16 protein-coding genes are annotated in these 16031 nt (G+C 67.1%); 6 read left to right on the top strand and 10 right to left on the bottom strand.

The window, feature by feature from the left end:
- Nucleotides 1-17 precede the first annotated feature (17 nt).
- The 4 genes from dnaG to rpsU all read right to left on the bottom strand — a co-directional run bounded on the left by dnaG (nucleotide 18) and on the right by rpsU (nucleotide 3637).
- On the bottom strand, nucleotides 18-1757 hold the full coding sequence (gene dnaG / locus R5H29_RS18655; RefSeq protein WP_227844353.1) for a DNA primase: 1740 nt from the start codon (nucleotides 1755-1757) through the stop codon (nucleotides 18-20).
- Nucleotides 1758-1818: 61 nt separating this feature from the next.
- Complete coding sequence (locus R5H29_RS18650) at nucleotides 1819-2739, bottom strand: YihY/virulence factor BrkB family protein (RefSeq protein WP_164144983.1); 921 nt, start codon at nucleotides 2737-2739, stop codon at nucleotides 1819-1821.
- A gap of 105 nt (nucleotides 2740-2844) precedes the next feature.
- A complete protein-coding gene (locus R5H29_RS18645) occupies nucleotides 2845-3288 on the bottom strand; it encodes a GatB/YqeY domain-containing protein (RefSeq protein ID WP_332329600.1) in 444 nt (147 codons plus the stop codon).
- Nucleotides 3289-3421: 133 nt separating this feature from the next.
- Nucleotides 3422-3637, bottom strand: a complete 216-nt coding sequence (rpsU, locus tag R5H29_RS18640; RefSeq protein WP_002808376.1) for a 30S ribosomal protein S21 — start codon at nucleotides 3635-3637, stop codon at nucleotides 3422-3424.
- A 165-nt stretch (nucleotides 3638-3802) separates the two neighbouring features.
- Here rpsU and tsaD point away from each other — a divergent pair, with 165 nt between their 5' ends.
- The gene (gene tsaD / locus R5H29_RS18635) at nucleotides 3803-4828 is read left to right on the top strand and encodes a tRNA (adenosine(37)-N6)-threonylcarbamoyltransferase complex transferase subunit TsaD (protein ID WP_058981476.1); all 1026 of its coding nucleotides are present in this window, start codon (nucleotides 3803-3805) and stop codon (nucleotides 4826-4828) included.
- Between the two features lie 33 nt (nucleotides 4829-4861).
- Here the strand turns inward: tsaD and R5H29_RS18630 are convergent, their stop codons facing one another.
- The gene (locus R5H29_RS18630; protein ID WP_021202940.1) at nucleotides 4862-5527 is read right to left on the bottom strand and encodes a hypothetical protein; all 666 of its coding nucleotides are present in this window, start codon (nucleotides 5525-5527) and stop codon (nucleotides 4862-4864) included.
- Nucleotides 5528-5884: 357 nt separating this feature from the next.
- On the opposite strand from R5H29_RS18630, the gene folB reads away from it, so the two are divergent.
- The 4 genes from folB to R5H29_RS18610 all read left to right on the top strand — a co-directional run bounded on the left by folB (nucleotide 5885) and on the right by R5H29_RS18610 (nucleotide 10588).
- A complete protein-coding gene (folB, locus tag R5H29_RS18625) occupies nucleotides 5885-6238 on the top strand; it encodes a dihydroneopterin aldolase (protein ID WP_005415016.1) in 354 nt (117 codons plus the stop codon).
- 91 nt (nucleotides 6239-6329) lie between these two features.
- Nucleotides 6330-7601, top strand: coding sequence for a mechanosensitive ion channel domain-containing protein (locus R5H29_RS18620; RefSeq protein ID WP_332329599.1), 1272 nt, complete (start codon nucleotides 6330-6332; stop codon nucleotides 7599-7601).
- Between the two features lie 128 nt (nucleotides 7602-7729).
- Nucleotides 7730-9904 carry a glycoside hydrolase family 3 N-terminal domain-containing protein gene (locus R5H29_RS18615; RefSeq protein ID WP_171953318.1) on the top strand — a complete coding sequence of 725 codons (2175 nt, stop codon included), beginning with the start codon at nucleotides 7730-7732 and terminating at the stop codon, nucleotides 9902-9904.
- 129 nt (nucleotides 9905-10033) lie between these two features.
- On the top strand, nucleotides 10034-10588 hold the full coding sequence (locus R5H29_RS18610) for a hypothetical protein (protein ID WP_111098414.1): 555 nt from the start codon (nucleotides 10034-10036) through the stop codon (nucleotides 10586-10588).
- Nucleotides 10589-10702: 114 nt separating this feature from the next.
- Here the strand turns inward: R5H29_RS18610 and R5H29_RS18605 are convergent, their stop codons facing one another.
- Nucleotides 10703-11872: a PQQ-dependent sugar dehydrogenase gene (locus R5H29_RS18605; protein WP_180877740.1), complete on the bottom strand. Its 1170-nt coding sequence runs from the start codon at nucleotides 11870-11872 to the stop codon at nucleotides 10703-10705.
- Nucleotides 11873-12040: 168 nt separating this feature from the next.
- On the opposite strand from R5H29_RS18605, the gene yiaA reads away from it, so the two are divergent.
- Nucleotides 12041-12493, top strand: coding sequence for an inner membrane protein YiaA (gene yiaA, locus R5H29_RS18600; protein ID WP_134731190.1), 453 nt, complete (start codon nucleotides 12041-12043; stop codon nucleotides 12491-12493).
- A 107-nt stretch (nucleotides 12494-12600) separates the two neighbouring features.
- Here yiaA and R5H29_RS18595 read toward each other — a convergent pair whose 3' ends face one another.
- From R5H29_RS18595 to R5H29_RS18580, 4 genes are all read right to left on the bottom strand, one after another.
- A complete protein-coding gene (locus tag R5H29_RS18595; protein WP_069139911.1) occupies nucleotides 12601-12924 on the bottom strand; it encodes a hypothetical protein in 324 nt (107 codons plus the stop codon).
- 110 nt (nucleotides 12925-13034) lie between these two features.
- The gene (locus R5H29_RS18590; RefSeq protein WP_332329598.1) at nucleotides 13035-14336 is read right to left on the bottom strand and encodes an amino acid permease; all 1302 of its coding nucleotides are present in this window, start codon (nucleotides 14334-14336) and stop codon (nucleotides 13035-13037) included.
- The gene (locus tag R5H29_RS18585) at nucleotides 14333-15094 is read right to left on the bottom strand and encodes a L,D-transpeptidase (protein ID WP_134731188.1); all 762 of its coding nucleotides are present in this window, start codon (nucleotides 15092-15094) and stop codon (nucleotides 14333-14335) included. Before R5H29_RS18585 ends, R5H29_RS18590 begins: the two co-directional genes overlap by 4 nt.
- 15 nt (nucleotides 15095-15109) lie before the next feature.
- Entirely contained in the window at nucleotides 15110-15958 is an 849-nt protein-coding gene (locus tag R5H29_RS18580) for a MurR/RpiR family transcriptional regulator (protein ID WP_019662204.1), read from the bottom strand.
- Between the last annotated feature and the right edge of the window lie 73 nt (nucleotides 15959-16031).

Genomic DNA, 16031 nt, shown 5'->3' with positions numbered 1-16031 from the left:
GTGAAAACATTCTGCCGCTACAGGCGCAGCCCGGCGCGGGCCTTCAGCAGCTCGCGCAGTTCGTATTTGTCAGTATCATCCAGGCCCTGCTGGCGCTGCTTTGCCAACAACTCCTCCAGACGTTGCACCAGCAGCTGTTTCTCCAGCTGTGCCACCGCGTCGTGCAGTTCCTGGGTCCAGCTGGCCTCGGTGCCAGGCAGGGTCTGTGCCGCCAGGGTGTGCAGCGACGCCTGTTCCTCGCGGCCGTCGAAGTGTTCCAGCAGGGCGCCGGTGCTGATGTCCGGGCGCTGTTCGACCAGCCCCAGCAGTTCCAGCAGCAGCTCCACGCCCGGCAGTCGCAGGCCCTGGAAGTGATGCTTTCCGCCCAGGGTCAGCGCCAGCGACGGCTGCTGCAGCAGCACGGCGATCGCGCCGCGCACCAGGCTGCGCCTGGCCACCGGCTGGATCGTCCGCTGTGGCTGGCGTTGCGGCATCGGCGCGCGCGTGGCCTGGGCAGTGCCGCCCAGGCCGGTCAGCTGCGCCAGCTGCTGCTTCATCAGGTCGCCGAAGGCACCGTCGGGAATCTGCGCCAGCATCGGCTTTGCGCGTTCGGCCAGGCGCGCCCTGCCGTCCAGCGTGCCCAGGTTGATCTCGCGGGTCAGTTCATCGAAGAAGAACTGCGACAGCGGCGTGGCCTGCTTCAGGCGCTCGTTGAAGGCCTCGGCGCCTTCCTTGCGCACGATGGTGTCCGGATCCTCGCCATCGGGCAGGAACAGGAAGAAGGCCTGGCGGCCATCCTTCATGCGCGGCAGCACCGACTCCAGGGCCTTCCAGCCGGCGCGGCGGCCGGCGGCGTCGCCGTCGAAGCAGAAGAACACGTCCGGTGCGTTGCGGAACAGCAGCTCGGCGTGGTCCGGCGTGGTCGCCGTACCCAGCGTGGCCACCGCCTGGGTGACCCCGAACTGGAACAGCGAGACCACGTCCATGTAGCCCTCCACCACGATCAACCGCTCGATCTTCTGGTTGGCCTGGCGCACCTGCCACAGGCCGTACAGTTCGCGGCCCTTGTGGAAGAGCGCGGTTTCGGGCGAGTTGAGGTACTTGGGGCCGTCGTCCTTCTCGAACACGCGCCCGCCGAAGGCGATCACCCGGCCACGACGGTCGAAGATCGGGAACATCACCCGGTCGCGGAACTTGTCGTAGACGTGGCCGCGATCGTTCTTGGAGAACAGGCCGGCGCGGTCGAGCAGCTTCATGCGGCGCTCGTCCTTGCCCAGCGCATCGCGCAGGCCGCTGTAGCCATCCGGTGCGTAGCCGATCTGGAAGCGCGCGCGGTTCGCTTCGTCCACGCCACGGCTTTCCAGATACGCGCGTGCCTTCTCGCTGCCTTCCAGATTCTTCTGGAAGAACCTGGTGGCGGCGTCCAGCGCCGAGTACAGCTCGCGGCTGTCGTCCTGCTGCTGGGGGCTGCGCGGGTTTTCGTTGCGCGGTACTTCCATGCCGGCACGCTTGGCCAGCTCATCCACCGCGTCGAGGAACTCGAGGCGGTCGTAGTTCATCAGGAAGCTGATCGCGGTGCCGTGCGCGCCGCAGCCGAAGCAGTGATAGAACTGCTTGGTGGGCGAGACCGTGAACGACGCCGAGCGCTCGTCATGGAACGGGCAGCGTGCGGCGTATTCCTTGCCCTGGCGCTTCAACGGCACGCGGCTGCCCACCACCTCGACGATGTCGGTGCGGGCGAGCAGGTCGTCGATGAAAGCGTCGGGGATACGGGCCATGGGCAACAGGGCAGGGCGCGGTGCAGGACCACGCGACGGAACCGGGGGCGGTCGGCCTAGTTTACCCCCTGTCGGGCACCTGGCTGGCGGTTGCCGGATCGATGCCGGCTGCGGCCAGGTGATGGCGCGCGCGCAGGCGCTCATCGATCACCGCCGTCATCAGGGCGCCAACGAAGAACACGACGGTGGCGTAGTAGATCCAGACCAGCGAGATCACCAGCGCACCCATCGAGCCGTAGGCACTGCCGGGGGCCACGGTGGCGATGTAGACGCCGATGCCGTAGCGGCCCAGTGCGAACAACGCCGAGGTGATGGCACCGCCGATGAAGGCCTGGCGCCAAGCCACGCGGCGGTCGGGCAGGTAGTGGTACATGAAAGCGAACCCCACCGCGTACAGCAGCAGGCTGGTGACGTAACCCAGCGCGGGGAGGATCGAGGGCAGTTGCGCGAAGGCCACCTGCAGTACCGTGGTGGCAGTCATCGACAGGATCAGCAGGAAGCCCAGGGCCAGCACCACGCCGAACGAGAACACGCGCTTGCGCAGCCAGGCCTTGAGGCCCTCCAGGCGCTCGCCGCTGGTGCGGAAGATGAGGTTCAGTGCGTTCTGCAGCTGCGCGAACACGGCGGTGGCGCCTACGAACAGCAGCAGCGTGCTCCACAGCCCTGCCAACGAGCCGACGTCGGGCTGGTTGTCGGCGTTCTTCAGGACGGTCTCGGCCACGATCGCAGCACTGCTGCCGGCCACCGAGCTGATCTGGTCGACCAGCGCCTGCTGTGCCGGCGGGTACAGCGAAGCGGTCAACCACAGCAGCAGCACCAGCAGCGGTGCCATCGACAGCAGGGCGTAGAACGAGACGGAGGCTGCCTGGGTCAGCACGTCGACGTCGATGAAGCGCTTGGCCACCGCCATCGGAAAGCTGTCCTGCAGGCGCTTGAGGTACTTGTGCAGGGACACGGGAACGTTGGGCTCGGGTTCAACCATGGGTGCGGTTGTAGCAGGCGACCGACGAAGGTGCGGTGAAGCGGGTGCATCAATGGGGTCAGAGCCCTTTCGCGTTGCGAAAGGGATCCGACTCCGTGTACCGGATTACGCCAGCTGCTGCTTGACCAGCTTGGACACCAGGCCCATGTCGGCCTGGCCAGCGAGCTTGGGCTTCAGTGCGCCCATCAGCTTGCCCATGTCGGCCGGGCCGGAGGCGCCGGTCTCGGCGATGGCGGCCTGGATGGCGGCCACGATCTCGGCTTCGCCCATCTTGGCCGGCAGATAGGCTTCGATGACCACGATCTCGGCGCGCTCGATGTCGGCCAGGTCTTCGCGGTTGGCCGCTTCGTACTGGCTGACCGAGTCCTTGCGCTGCTTGACCATCTTGTCGAGCACGGCGATCACGGCGGTGTCGTCCAGCTCGATGCGCTCGTCCACTTCGCGCTGCTTGATGGCGGCATTGATCAGGCGGATCACGCCCAGCTTGTGCTTCTCGCCCGCCTTCATGGCGGCCTTCATGTCTTCGGTGAGCTGCTGCTTCATGCTCATGAGGAACCTCGTGGTGGTAGGTGGGGCGGGGCGGATGCCCGAACCCGGAAACGCAAAAAGCCGGCGACGCTCGCGCGTGCCGGCTTCGGCTCCATCGCAACGGGCAGGCCCGCCGCAATGAAGATGCGTCCGATCAGTACAGGCGCTGACGCTTGGTGACGTCGCGCGACGAGCGGCGCAGCTGACGCTTCACAGCAGCGGCGGCCTTGCGCTTGCGCTCCTGGGTCGGCTTTTCGTAGAACTCGCGCTTGCGGGTTTCGGCCAGCACACCGGCCTTTTCGCAAGTGCGCTTGAAGCGGCGAAGAGCAAACTCGAAGGGCTCGTTCTCGCGGACTTTGACGCTGGGCATGGAATCTCCGGGACACAGTAGAACCGGGTCACGCCCGGCGAGCCGCACATTATAGCGGCGAATCGACAAACTGCAAGCGGCCAACCCTGAATACGGGCCGGCGGTTCGAAAGCAGTGAGATCTGCACGTCCCCGAGGGGGCGGCAGGGGCGTCATAATAGCAGGCATGCGAGTCCTTGGCATCGAATCTTCCTGTGATGAGACCGGCGTGGCGGTGTATGACACCGACCTGGCCGGCAGCGCGGCCCTGCGCGCCCATGCGGTCTACAGCCAGATCGCCCTGCACGCCGAATACGGTGGCGTGGTGCCCGAACTGGCCAGCCGCGACCACGTCCGCAAGCTGCTGCCACTGGTACGCCAGACCCTGGCCGACGCCGGTCTGGGTGTAGGCGATATCGATGGCGTCGCCTATACGGCCGGTCCCGGTCTGGTCGGCGCGTTGCTGGTCGGCGCCGGCGTGGCCCGATCGCTGGCCTGGGCGCTGGAGGTCCCGGCCGTCGGCGTACACCATATGGAAGGGCACCTGCTGGCACCGCTGATGGAAGACGACCCGCCGCAGGCCCCGTTCGTTGCGCTGCTGGTGTCCGGTGGCCATACCCAGCTGGTGGCGGTGGATGCGATCGGCCAGTACCGGCTGCTGGGCGAAACCCTGGACGATGCGGCTGGCGAGGCCTTCGACAAGACCGCCAAGCTGATGGGCCTGCCGTACCCGGGCGGCCCGCAGCTGGCCAGGCTGGCCGAGCAGGGCACGCCGGGCGCGTACCGCTTCGCGCGGCCGATGACCGACCGCCCGGGGCTGGATTTCAGCTTCTCCGGCCTGAAGACCCAGGTCCTGATGGCCTGGCGCGACAGCGACCAGAGCGAGCAGACCCGCGCCGATATTGCCCGGGGCTTTGAGGACGCGGTGGTCGAGACCCTGTCGATCAAGTGCGAGCGCGCGCTGGAAGCGGCCGGGACGAACGTGATCGTGGTTGCCGGCGGTGTAGGTGCCAACAAGCGCCTGCGCGCCCGCCTGCAGCAGATGGCCGAGCGCCTCGGCGGCCGCGCCTGCTTCCCGCGGCCTGCACTGTGCACCGACAACGGCGCGATGATCGCCTTCGCTGGCGCGCTGCGGCTGCAGGCTGGCCAGCACAGCCCGCCGAAGGTGGATGTGACCCCGCGCTGGGACATGGCGACCCTGCCGGCGGTGTGAACCGATAGCATCGGGCCATGCCCGGCGGACGCATTACCGATGCACTGCCAACGGCGACGCCGCCAGCACGGTTGTCGCCCGCTCATGGCGCTGCAGCCAGCCCAGGGTGTGTGGGCAGCGGGCATGGATCAGCCGCCCGATCGCAGCCAGGTCGGCGCCGATGTCGCGCTCGAGGATGGGCTCGTGATGGGCGATGCGGTTGCGCAGGTGGCGGATGCGGCCAATATCCGCGTGGATGGCTTTCCGGATGACACTGGGGTGGGCGCAAGGCGCATGGCGCAGGACTCCGCTGAGTGCCGGTATCCACAGCGTGGAATCGAAGCGACATGTGAATAGCTGCTGCCAGAACACCATAGGCAGGTTGGCGACGATTTCAGGTGTATCGCTTGCGCGACTGGCAAGTTGTTCCAGTGCCGTGCGTGGAGAAGTACTGGACGAAGTTGGCAGCCTGCGTCTGAAGGCATCATTCCAGGGCCAACGTGGACCGTGCTGCCGAACAAGAACCATTGCCGCGGCGTTGCGGGTGACTACCTCGCACAGATGGACCGGCATCATCAGTGCACTGCACAGCCGCATGTTCCAGAGGTAGAGGGATTCGGCTGTGACGTCGGGGCCGCAGGTCGATGCGATTCTCTCGTAAGTAGACAGACGCTCCGCTGACAACGCGCGCCGCAGTACATCGTATGGAGCCATCGTCATGTGCGGTGGTGAAGCAGGGATCGATGTTCGCGAGAGTGGGCGGCGGCGACCATCAGGGAACGTCCTTGTCCGCGCGGCTGATTTTCTGCGTTTTGCCTCGGACGAATACCTGACCTGTCCTGTCGGATTTGGCCTTGACCGGCGATCTGGTCCTTGCCTAATCTGCGTGCCTGCGCCACCGGGACTCGCGGCTGGATTCCAGCTCCCCCTGGGGACAAACGGTAGTACCAAAGGGCCCCGCTAGCAGGGCCCTTTGTTTTTTCCGGGCCGCCCCACGCCGGTGGCCCACCGCCCGTTCCGGGCAGGCTCACCGCCGTGCCGTTACCATGGCCGCCTGTATTCGTGCCGGTAAGCGCAATGGACAAGGTTTTCATCGAAGGGCTGACGATCGACGCCCTGATCGGTATCTACGATTGGGAACGACGGATCCGCCAGGACCTGGTGTTCGACCTGGAAATGGGTTTCGACAACCGTCGCCCCGCAGCCACCGATGACATCGCCCACACCCTGAACTACAAGGCGGTGAGCAAGCGCCTGGAGCAGTTCGTGCGCGAGTCGGAGTTCGGCCTGGTCGAGACGCTGGCAGAGCGCTGCGCGCAGATCGTGCTGGACGAATTCGACGTGAAGTGGCTGCGCCTGAAGCTGAGCAAACCGGGCGCGGTGCGCGGCGCGCGCGCGGTGGGCGTGATCATCGAACGCTCGCGGGACTGACCCGGTAAATCCGGCTGACGGCGGGAAACCCCGGTAGTGCCGGCCGCTGGCCAGCAACCTTGGCAACAACGAAACAGACAGGAGACAACCGATGGTGGATGCGGTGGTGGCGGTACAGTGGCTGGAACGGCTGCAGAACACACTGGAACCCTATCCCGGCGCCTACCTGGCGTTGATGATCTCGGCGCTGCTGATCGCGGCCGGCCTGGCCAACTGGGTGACCAAGCGCATCCTGCTGCGTGGCCTGCGGCGCCTGCTCAGCCGCCTCCCCGGCGCTGACACCGGCCGCGGCAGCCATCTGATGCGGGTGATCTCGCGCCTGTCCAACGTGGTGCCCAGCCAGGTGATCGCCTCGGGCATCCGCATCGTGCCGGACCTGCCGCCGGGCCTGGTCAGCTTCATCATCGGCGCCTGCCAGGCGTGGGCGATCCTGACCGTGGTGCTGGCCATCTCGCATGCGCTGGATGCGGCCAACGATTTGTACGAGCGCCGCCCCGAGGCACGCAACAAGCCGATCAAGGGCTACCTGCAGGTCGCCAAGATCGTCCTCTTCGTGATCGCCGGCCTGTCGATCATTGCCACCCTGGCAGGCGTCGACCTGCGCTATCTGGTCACCGGCCTGGGCGCGGCCACGGCGGTGCTGATGCTGATCTTCCAGGACACCATCCTGTCGCTGGTGGCCAGCGTGCAGATCAGCGGCGATGGCCGGGTGCGCATCGGCGACTGGATCGAGATGCCCAGCCAGAACGCCGACGGCGACGTCATCGACATCGCGCTGCACACCATCACCGTGCAGAACTTCGACAAGACCATCACCACCATCCCGACCAAGAAGCTGGTGACCGAGTCGTTCAAGAACTGGCGCGGCATGCAGGAAGCTGGTGGCCGCCGGATCAAGCGCGCGCTGTACCTGGACCAGCACAGCGTCGGCTTCCTGGACGAGGGCGACCTGGCCTTCCTCGGCCAGTTCGCGCTGCTGCGCGACTACCTGCGCGACAAGGAACAGGAACTGGGGCAGTGGAACGGGCGCCTGCGCGAGCAGGGCATGGCCGAGGTCAACAGCCGCCGGGTGACCAACCTGGGCACGTTCCGCGCGTATGTGGAGCGCTACCTGCGCAGCCATCCGGGCATCCATACCGACATGACCCTGCTGGTGCGGCAGCTGCAGCCGACCACCGAGGGCCTGCCGCTGGAGCTGTACTGCTTCACCCGCAGCACCGCCTGGGGCGAGTACGAGGCCGTGCAGTCGGACATCTTCGACCACCTGCTGGCGATCCTGCCAGCCTTCGGGCTGCGCGTGTTCCAGGCGTCCAGCGACGCCATGTTGATGGCCGGGCAGCGCCAGTTGGCCGGCTCGGAGTAAGCTGCGGTGGCCCCGGCGGAGCCATACGGACCCCGCTGGTGGCTGAAACTGAATGAAGAAACCTCTCGCCAAATGGCTCGGGATCGCTAGAATGCCGGGCTTGTAAACGTTTTCATCAAGGACTGCCGGTGGCCTCCGAACGCATCGAATCCCTCATTGCCCAGATGACCGTCGAGGAAAAGGTCGGCCAGCTGGGTGTCTTCGCGGACATGGTCCGCCCGTTCGCCCCGGACGTGAACCCGGAAGCCAACGTGCGCAATGCCGACCAGGTGCTGCAGCAGGTGCGCGAGGGCAAGGTCGGCTCGCTGTTCAATGGCGTGGGCGCCGAGCTGGGCCGTCGCATCCAGCAGGTCGCCACCGAGGAGAGCCGCCTGGGCATCCCGGTGATCCTGGCCGCCGACGTCATCCACGGCATGCGCACCGTGTTCCCGATTCCGCTGGGCGAGGCCGCCAGCTTCGAGCCGGACCTGGCCGAGCGCACCGCGCGCGCCACCGCCATCGAGGCCACGGCCGCTGGCCTGCACTGGACCTACGCCCCGGCCGTGGATATCGCCCGCGACCAGCGCTGGGGCCGTGGCGCCGAAGGGGCCGGTGAGGACGTGGTGCTGGGCTGTGCGTTCGCCGCCGCCCGCGTGCGCGGCTTCCAGGGCAGCGACCTGCGCGCCGCCGATTCGCTGCTGGCCACGCCGAAGCACTTCGCCGCCTACGGCGCGGTGATGGCCGGCATGGAATACAACATGGTGGACATCTCGCCGCAGACCCTGCGCGACGTGCACCTGCCACCGTTCAAGGCCGCCTTCGACGCCGGCGCGATCACCGTGATGTCCTCGTTCAATGACATCAACGGTGTGCCGGCCAGTGCCAACGCTGAACTGCTGACCGACATCCTGCGCGGCGAATGGAAGTTCCCGGGCGTGGTGATCTCCGACTACACCGCTGACATGGAGCTGGTCGCCCACGGCTATGCCGCCGACGACCGCGATGCCACCGCCAAGGCGTTCACCGCCGGCCTGGACCTGAGCATGCAGAGCGGCTTCTATGCTGAGCACCTGCCGGGCCTGGTCGAGAGCGGCGAGGTGCCGATGGCGGTGCTGGATGAGGGCGTGCGGCGCATCCTGTGGCTGAAGGAAACCATCGGCCTGTTCGACGACCCGTACCGTTCGCTTGACCCGGCACGCGAAGCCGATACCTCGTACCTCGACGCGCATGACCAACTGTCGCGCGACGCCGCGCGGCGTTCGATCGTGCTGCTGAACAACCGCGACAACGTGCTGCCGTTGCAGAAGACCGGGCAGAAGATCGCGCTGATCGGCCCGTTCGTGCAGGACCGCGAGAACATCGAAGGCTGCTGGACGCTGTTCGGCGACAAGCAGCGTTACGTGGACCTGGAGACCGGCGTGCGTGCCGCCATCGGCGACGAAGCGATGCTGGAAATCGTGCCGGGCTGCGAACTGGAAGCGGCCATTCCGGGCGGTACCGAAGCGGCGGTGGCTGCCGCGCTGCGCGCCGATGTGGTGGTGCTGGCGCTGGGCGAACCGCAGCGCTACAGCGGCGAAGCACAGTCGCGCGTGGAGATCACCCTGCCGCCGGCACAGCAGGCGCTGGCCGAGGCCGTGGCGATGACCGGCAAGCCGCTGGTGGTGCTGCTGCGCAATGGCCGCGCGCTGGCGCTGCAGGGCGCGGTGCGCAATGCACAGGCTGTGGCGGTGACCTGGTACCTGGGCACGCAGACCGGCCATGCCGTGGCCGATGTGCTGTTCGGCGACTACAGCCCGTCCGGCCGCCTGCCGGTCAGCTTCCCGCAGGTGTCCGGCCAGCAGCCGTACTTCTACAACCACCCGCGCACCGGTCGCCCGGAACTGCCGACGATGTCGGAGTTCAAGGCCCGCTGGCGCGAGATTCCGAACGAACCGCTGTACCCGTTCGGCCATGGCATCGGCTACACCACCTTCGCCTACGGCGTGCCGCAGCTGAGCACTGCACAGCTCGGCTGGGACGACACCCTGACCATCACCACCACGCTGACCAACACCGGCAGCGTTGCTGGCGAGGAAGTCGTGCAGCTGTACATCCACGACCGTGTGGCCAGCCGCGTGCGTCCGGTGCGCGAACTGAAGGACTTCCGTAAGGTGGCACTGCAGCCGGGCGAGTCGACCGACGTGGTGTTCACCCTGACCCGCGAGCAGCTGGCGTTTACCGGCCGCGACGGCGTGCTGCGTGCCGAGCCGGGCCTGTTCGACCTGTGGGTGTGCGCGTCCTCGGCGGCTGGCGAAGCGGTGCAGTTCGAACTGCTGAAGGCCTGATCAAAAAAAAGGGGACGGAGGGGATTAAGTCGTTTGTGCCACTAACGACTTAATCCCCTCCGTCCCCTTTTTGTTGCCGTCACTGTGGCGGCGCTACCATCGGGCTTCCTGTTTCGATGGAGTGCGCGTATGCGCCGGATGGCCTACCTGATTCCCGCTCTGCTGCTGGCGGCCTGTTCGCAGCCTGAGCCGCCGGCGCAGCCTGCGGCGGATGCGCCGCCGCCGATGGAAGCGAACGCAGCAGCGACGCCTGCCGCTGAACCGACAGCGCCGGCTGCTGGACCCGCCGACTTAGCACCGCCCGCACCGGCAGCCGAGGCGCCCGCCGAGGATGCGCGTGCGCGCATCGAGTCGCTGCTTGGCGATGCCGCGCAGTTCGAGAAGGTCTTCAATGCGTTCAAGACCGCCGTGGTTGGCGGGGATCGCGCTGCGGTGGTCGAGGAAGTGCGATTCCCGTTGAACATCAGCGGCGGAAAGAAGATCTCCGGCCCCGGAGAGTTCCAGCGCAACTACGAGAAGATCATCACGCCGGAGGTGGTCAAGGCAGTGTCCGAGCAGGACTTCGGCAAGGTGTTCGTCAACCAGCAGGGCGTGATGATCGGCAGCGGCCAGGTGTGGTTGAGCGGCCAGTGCCTGGACCAGGCCTGCACGAAGACCGAGGTGAAGGTCATCACCATCCAGTAAACGCAGACGGCCCCGCGTGCGGGGCCGTTTGGCAAGGTGGTGCCGGCCGCTGGCCGGCAACCGCAGGATGTCGGAAGGATCCAGGTGCGGGCCAGCGGCCGGCACCGGCGGGCATCAGGTCTTCGGGGTGAGCTTCAGCAGGCGCGCCTTGCTGCCGTCTTCCAGCAGCCACAGGGCGCCATCCGGACCCTGTTCCACTTCGCGGATGCGCTCTCCCATGCTGAAGCGCTCAGCTTCGCGCGCGCCGTCGCCATCAAAGGCCACACGCACCAGCGAGGTCGACGACAGGCCACCGATGAAGCCGCTGCCCTTCCACTGCGGGAACAGGTTGCCGCTGTAGATCACGAAGCCGGCCGGCGAGATCACCGGCGTCCAGGTCACCTTCGGCGCGGCGAATTCCGGTCGCGTGTCGTGGTCGGGAATCGGCCGGCCGTCGTAATGGTCACCATTGGAAACGATCGGGTAGCCGTAGTTGGCGCCGCGCACGATCAGGTTCAGTTCGTCGCCGCCGGCCGGGCCCATCTCGTGTGCCCACAGCTTGCCGTTCGCGTCGAAGGCCATGCCCAGAATGTTGCGGTGGCCCAGCGACCACACCTGCGCGGCAACGCCGCCCTGTGAGGCGAACGGGTTGTCGGCGGGCAGGCTGCCATCGTCGTTGAGACGGATGATCTTGCCGAGGTTGCCGCCCATGTCCTGCGCCGGATCGAACTTCTGGCGCTCGCTGGAGCTGATCCACAGCTTACCGTCCGGGCCGAAAGCAAGGCGATGGCCGTAGTGACCTTCACCGCTCACCTTCGGGCTCTGTCGCCAGATCACCTTCAGGTCCTTCAGCTGGCCGGCACCGTTGGCGTCCAGCGCCAGCGTGGCACGGGCCACGGCAGCGCCGCGGGTGTCCAGCGTGCCTTCCTCGGCATAACTGAGGTAGATCACGTGGTTGCTCGCGAATTGCGGGTGCAGGATCACGTCACCGAAGCCACCCTGGCCGCCGTAAGCGACCTTCGGAACGCCGGTGATCTCATGCTTCTGGCCGCTGGCCAGGTCCAGGTGCTGGAGCTTGCCGCGCTTTTCGGTGACCAGCAGGCTGCCGTCGGGCAGGAAGGTCATCGCCCACGGCTGGTCGAACCGGCTGATTTCGGTGGCAGTGAACGGGCGCTGGTCGGCAGTGGTGGAGGCTGCAGGCGCTGCGGTCTGGGCGCCGTTGGCGGCCGGGTCGGCGGCATTGCAGGCGGAGGTGGCAAGGATCGGCACCAGGCCGAGGGCGAGCAGCAGGGGCGTGCGGGTCATGGGTATCTCCAGTGCGGGGATGCGGATGGCCGGGCTGTCCCTTGTATACCACCGGCGCCGTGAGCGTCGTGGCCCGAAGGTCCTGCGACCCCTGTGCGAGCGCGGCGGGATCGTCTAGGGTGGGCACGCCCGGGCAAAGCGTGCCCGTCTGCCTGCCAAGGACCTGCAATGAACACTGCCATGCCCCACAAGCCCTCCACCGCCTTCATCGCCGCCTCATGGGTGGCCCTGCTGCTGGGTGCGGCGGCCTACCTGATCGGCCTGTTCAATGCCACGATGGCGCTCAACGAGAAGGGCTACTACCTGACCCTGCTGCTGTTCGGCCTGTTCGCGGCGGTGTCGCTGCAGAAGAGCGTGCGCGACCGCGTCGAAGGCATTGCGGTGAGTGGCCTGTACTACGCGCTGTGCTGGTTCGCGTTGCTGTCGGCGCTGATGCTGCTGCTGGTTGGCCTGTGGAATGCCACGCTGGCACCGAGCGAGAAGGGCTTCTACGGCATGGCGTATGCACTGTCGCTGTTCGGCGCGGTGGCCGTGCAGAAGAACACCCGCGACCTGATCGCCGCCGGTGGTGGCGGGAGCAAGCACGGCGCGATCGTGCCGCCGCTGCCGGAACAGGAGTGATCGATCCGGTGTAGAGCCGAGCCATGCTCGGCTCAGTCGAGCATGGCTCGACGTTACAGACGTGGTGCGAGAGCCGAGCGTAGGCCCGGCTCTACAGAAGCATGGCGCTATCGCTTCAACAGCGGGTCCGCCAGGTGCGCTTCGTCCCAGCCACGGCGCACGGCATTGCGTGCCTGCGCCCATTCCAGCCGGCTGCGGCCACGTTCATTGGCCCAGCGCGATTCCAGCTCGGCTTCGACCTGCTCGTAGGCGCGGATCATGTCCTGCGCACGCGCGGCGTGGCCGATGCGGTAGGCCGGCTCGTAGTCCTCGAAGAACAGCTGGTCGTCGTAGTACGGCTCGGCCGTGTAGCGCTCGCGCCAGTAGTTGCTGACCGCATCGCGCGGCGTGCTGTCGTCCGGTACGCGGCCGGGAATCTGGTACTCGGTCATGGAAGGCTCCGTTGTGGACGAAGCCTGATCGTGCCTGCGTGGCGGTTAACGGCCCGGTCCGGCAGCGTGATCACCAGATCAATCCGCCGGGCATGGCCCGGCGCTATCGGTCATCCGGCGTCGGCATCCTTGCGCGGCAGCTTGTAGATCACCGCGCCGATGGCGAACGCGATCAGTGCAGCTGCGATGTTCTGCCAGCTGGCACTGGCGAACAGGGCCAGGCACAGCAGCAGCGCCAGCACCGGAATCAACGGCCCACCGGGCAGCTTCAACACGCCCGGGCGGTCGGCGTAGCGCTTGGCCAGTACCAGTACCGCAGCGGCCGTTCCGATGTAGGCGAACAGGCGCGTGGTCATCGACAGCAGGGCCAGCTGCACGAACGAACCGGACAGGGCCAGGCCCAGCGCGATCAGGCCTTGGCACAGGATCGACGCGGCCGGCGTGTGGAAGCGCGGATGCACCTGCGCCAGGATCTTCGGCCCATAGCCATCGCGGGCCAGTGCGAACAGGAAGCGCGGGCCCATCATCATCGTGTTGCTGTTGGTGCCGAGGATGGAGATGGTGGCGCCGACCGTCAGGATCAGCGCCAGTGCTTCGCCGCCGAAGCCGGCAGCGGCATCGGCCAGCGGCGTGGCCGAGCTGGCCAGGCCGGCCAGCGTGCCCTGTGCCACCACCTGCACCGCGCCGTAGATGACGGTGACGGTGATGATCATGGTGATCAGCGCGAACGGAATATCGCGACGCGGATTGCGGTACTCGCCGGCGGCGGCCGGGATGTTCTCGAAGCCGGCATAGGCGTACAGCAGCAGCAAGGCGGCCTCGCCCATGCGCTGCAGGTCATGCGGGTCCGGACGGTGGCCGGAGAAGGCCAGCTGTGGGTCGATGTAGAACGCACCGATGGCCACGAACAGCAGCAGCGGCAGCATCTTGCCGATCACCAGCACCACGCCGGTACGCGCGGCCGAGCGCACGCCGATGATGTTGACGCCGGTCAGGAAGCCCAGTGACACCACGATCACCGCGATGCGCCCCATGCCGGCACCGGCCCACGGCCAGAAACGCGCGACGGCATCGGCCAGCGCGTTGCTGAGTGCGGCCGCCGAGCTGATGCGGGTCAGCCAGATCATCCAGCCGATCTCGAAACCGGCGAAGCGCCCGAACGCCTCGCGTGCATACAGGTAGCTGCCGCCGGGTTCATCGAAGTAGCTGGCGGCCTGCGCGTAGCACAGCACCAGCAAGGCCACGACGATGCCGGCGGCGACCACGCCCCACAGGCTGAAGGGGCCGAGCAGGGCGACGGTGGCGGCCGGCAGCAGGTAGATGCCGCTGCCGATCACATCGTTGATCGACAGGCCGACGATCTGCCAGCGGCTGACCGCGCGTTGCAGCTGCGGTTCGTCCTGTGCGCTCAATGGCCGTCTCCATTCAATGAAGGCAGCTCCCATTGCGCCTGCAGTCGCCTGTACTCGGCGCGCGGCAGCAGCACGAAACGCGGCGCGTCCTGCGGCCGCAGCCAGTCCAGCAGTGCCTGCATGCGTTCCTGCGGCATGGCCGTGCAGCCGGCGGTGGCCTCGCCGGGCTGGCGCCACAGATGGGCGAAGATGCAGCTGCCCTTGCCGGGCTGGTTGTCCGGGTTGTGGGCGATCACGAAGCCCTCCCGATAGCGCACGTCGCCCTTGTTGTGCAGATCCAGCCGCATCGGCTCGGTGGAGCCCTTGACCGCTGCATTGCCGACCTTCTTTTCATCAACGATGCGGTTGTAGAACGGCGAACCGGGCACGTCCATGCAGTAGCTGCTGTCCAGCATCGGCTGGTAGGGCATGGCGGTGCCGCGGCGGGTGACGGCATAGCCGAACGCACTGCCGAGCGCGAATATGCCGGCCGGGCTGCGGCCATCGCCTTCCTGCTTCTGCGGGCCGTCGGCCTGCGCCGGGTGCAGGCCCAGGCCCCAGGCACTGCCGGTGCGGCCGAGCGCCACCGGGAACGCCTGTCCATGCGCGTGCCAGCCCTTGCCGTCGCGCACATAGGCCTGCAGTTGCCCCTGGGTGCTGTCCCAGCCTTCGCTGGTGACCACGATCAGCTGGCGCGCGCCATCCAGCGGCGCCGCGTGAACGGACACCGCCGTAGCAAGCAGCAGTGCAGCGGTAGCGAGACGGACCAGTGATTTCATCAACAGGTGCTCCGGTCAGGAATCCAGCAGGTGGTCGATCCGCTCCAGGTTCACCGCAAGCTGCTGCTGGCGGTCCGGATTGGTGTGGCAGAGCAGCACGAACAGGAAATCGAGCAGGGCGTGCATGGCGCTACGGTACAGCAGCTGCGCGACCTGCGGCGTGCGATCGTGCGCGCACACCACCAGCGCTGCGTCAGCATGCGCGCGCAGCGGGTTGGCGGTATGGCGGGTGATGGAAATCATCTTGCCACCCATGTCCTGGAACTGGCGCGACAGCTGCGATAGCTGCGGCAGGTTGCCGAATTCGGAGAACACCAGCAGCGCATCGCCCGGGCGCGCGGCCGAGAGGTTGGCCAGCATCAGGATCGGGTCGGTGTGGGGTACCACCAGCAGCCCGAGCAGCGACAGCCGCATGGCAAACTCGCGGGCGAACAGGCCGTCGTCTCCCAGGCCGTACACGAACAGCTTGGGCGCACCGTCGAGCAGCTGCACGATGCGCTCGATCTCCGCGCGTGGATTGGCCTGGCGTGTTTCCTCCTCGGCCTGCGCCTTGCTGCGGCGCAGCGCCTCGCCCAGGCGCAGGTAGTCATCGCCGCTGTCGGGTTCGTCGGGCGCCTGCTGCGGATCGGCACCGGCGCGGGCGACGTCCTGGCCGATGGAGTACTTCAGGTCCGGGTAGCCCTTGAAGCCGAGCTTCTGGCTGAACTTCACCACGCTGGACTGGCTGATGCCGAGCGCACTGGCCAGCTGCTGTGACGAGTAGTCGCGCAGCAGGTGGGCGTTGTCGAGGATGAAGTCGGCGATGCGGCGCTCGATGGCCGACATCTGCCCGCGCTCGGTGCGGATCTTCAGCAGGGGCGGCATGCGGGGTGTCCGGGCATGTGTGGGCGCGTTGCGGCTGGCAGCGTAGAGCGTGTCATGGAATGGGTCGAGCGGG

This window comes from Stenotrophomonas sp. A3_2 (assembly GCF_036624925.1).
In the GTDB taxonomy this organism is placed as follows: Bacteria; Pseudomonadota; Gammaproteobacteria; order Xanthomonadales; family Xanthomonadaceae; genus Stenotrophomonas; species Stenotrophomonas hibiscicola.
The sequence above is the reverse complement of the archived record's forward strand: the minus strand, read 5'-3'. Positions and strand labels throughout refer to the sequence as shown.

Bases quoted from the DNA above. Each gene is read 5' to 3' on its own strand.
- R5H29_RS18645 (WP_332329600.1), bottom strand. From the start codon at position 3,288: ATGAGCATGAAGCAGCAGCTCACCGAAGACATGAAGGCCGCCATGAAG.
- folB (WP_005415016.1), top strand. From the start codon at position 5,885: ATGGACAAGGTTTTCATCGAAGGGCTGACGATCGACGCCCTGATCGGT.
- tsaD (WP_058981476.1), top strand. From the start codon at position 3,803: ATGCGAGTCCTTGGCATCGAATCTTCCTGTGATGAGACCGGCGTGGCG.
- R5H29_RS18630 (WP_021202940.1), bottom strand. From the start codon at position 5,527: ATGACGATGGCTCCATACGATGTACTGCGGCGCGCGTTGTCAGCGGAG.
- R5H29_RS18585 (WP_134731188.1), bottom strand. From the start codon at position 15,094: ATGAAATCACTGGTCCGTCTCGCTACCGCTGCACTGCTGCTTGCTACG.
- R5H29_RS18650 (WP_164144983.1), bottom strand. From the start codon at position 2,739: ATGGTTGAACCCGAGCCCAACGTTCCCGTGTCCCTGCACAAGTACCTC.
- yiaA (WP_134731190.1), top strand. From the start codon at position 12,041: ATGAACACTGCCATGCCCCACAAGCCCTCCACCGCCTTCATCGCCGCC.
- dnaG (WP_227844353.1), bottom strand. From the start codon at position 1,757: ATGGCCCGTATCCCCGACGCTTTCATCGACGACCTGCTCGCCCGCACC.
- R5H29_RS18595 (WP_069139911.1), bottom strand. From the start codon at position 12,924: ATGACCGAGTACCAGATTCCCGGCCGCGTACCGGACGACAGCACGCCG.
- R5H29_RS18580 (WP_019662204.1), bottom strand. From the start codon at position 15,958: ATGCCGCCCCTGCTGAAGATCCGCACCGAGCGCGGGCAGATGTCGGCC.
- R5H29_RS18610 (WP_111098414.1), top strand. From the start codon at position 10,034: ATGCGCCGGATGGCCTACCTGATTCCCGCTCTGCTGCTGGCGGCCTGT.
- rpsU (WP_002808376.1), bottom strand. From the start codon at position 3,637: ATGCCCAGCGTCAAAGTCCGCGAGAACGAGCCCTTCGAGTTTGCTCTT.
- R5H29_RS18620 (WP_332329599.1), top strand. From the start codon at position 6,330: ATGGTGGATGCGGTGGTGGCGGTACAGTGGCTGGAACGGCTGCAGAAC.
- R5H29_RS18605 (WP_180877740.1), bottom strand. From the start codon at position 11,872: ATGACCCGCACGCCCCTGCTGCTCGCCCTCGGCCTGGTGCCGATCCTT.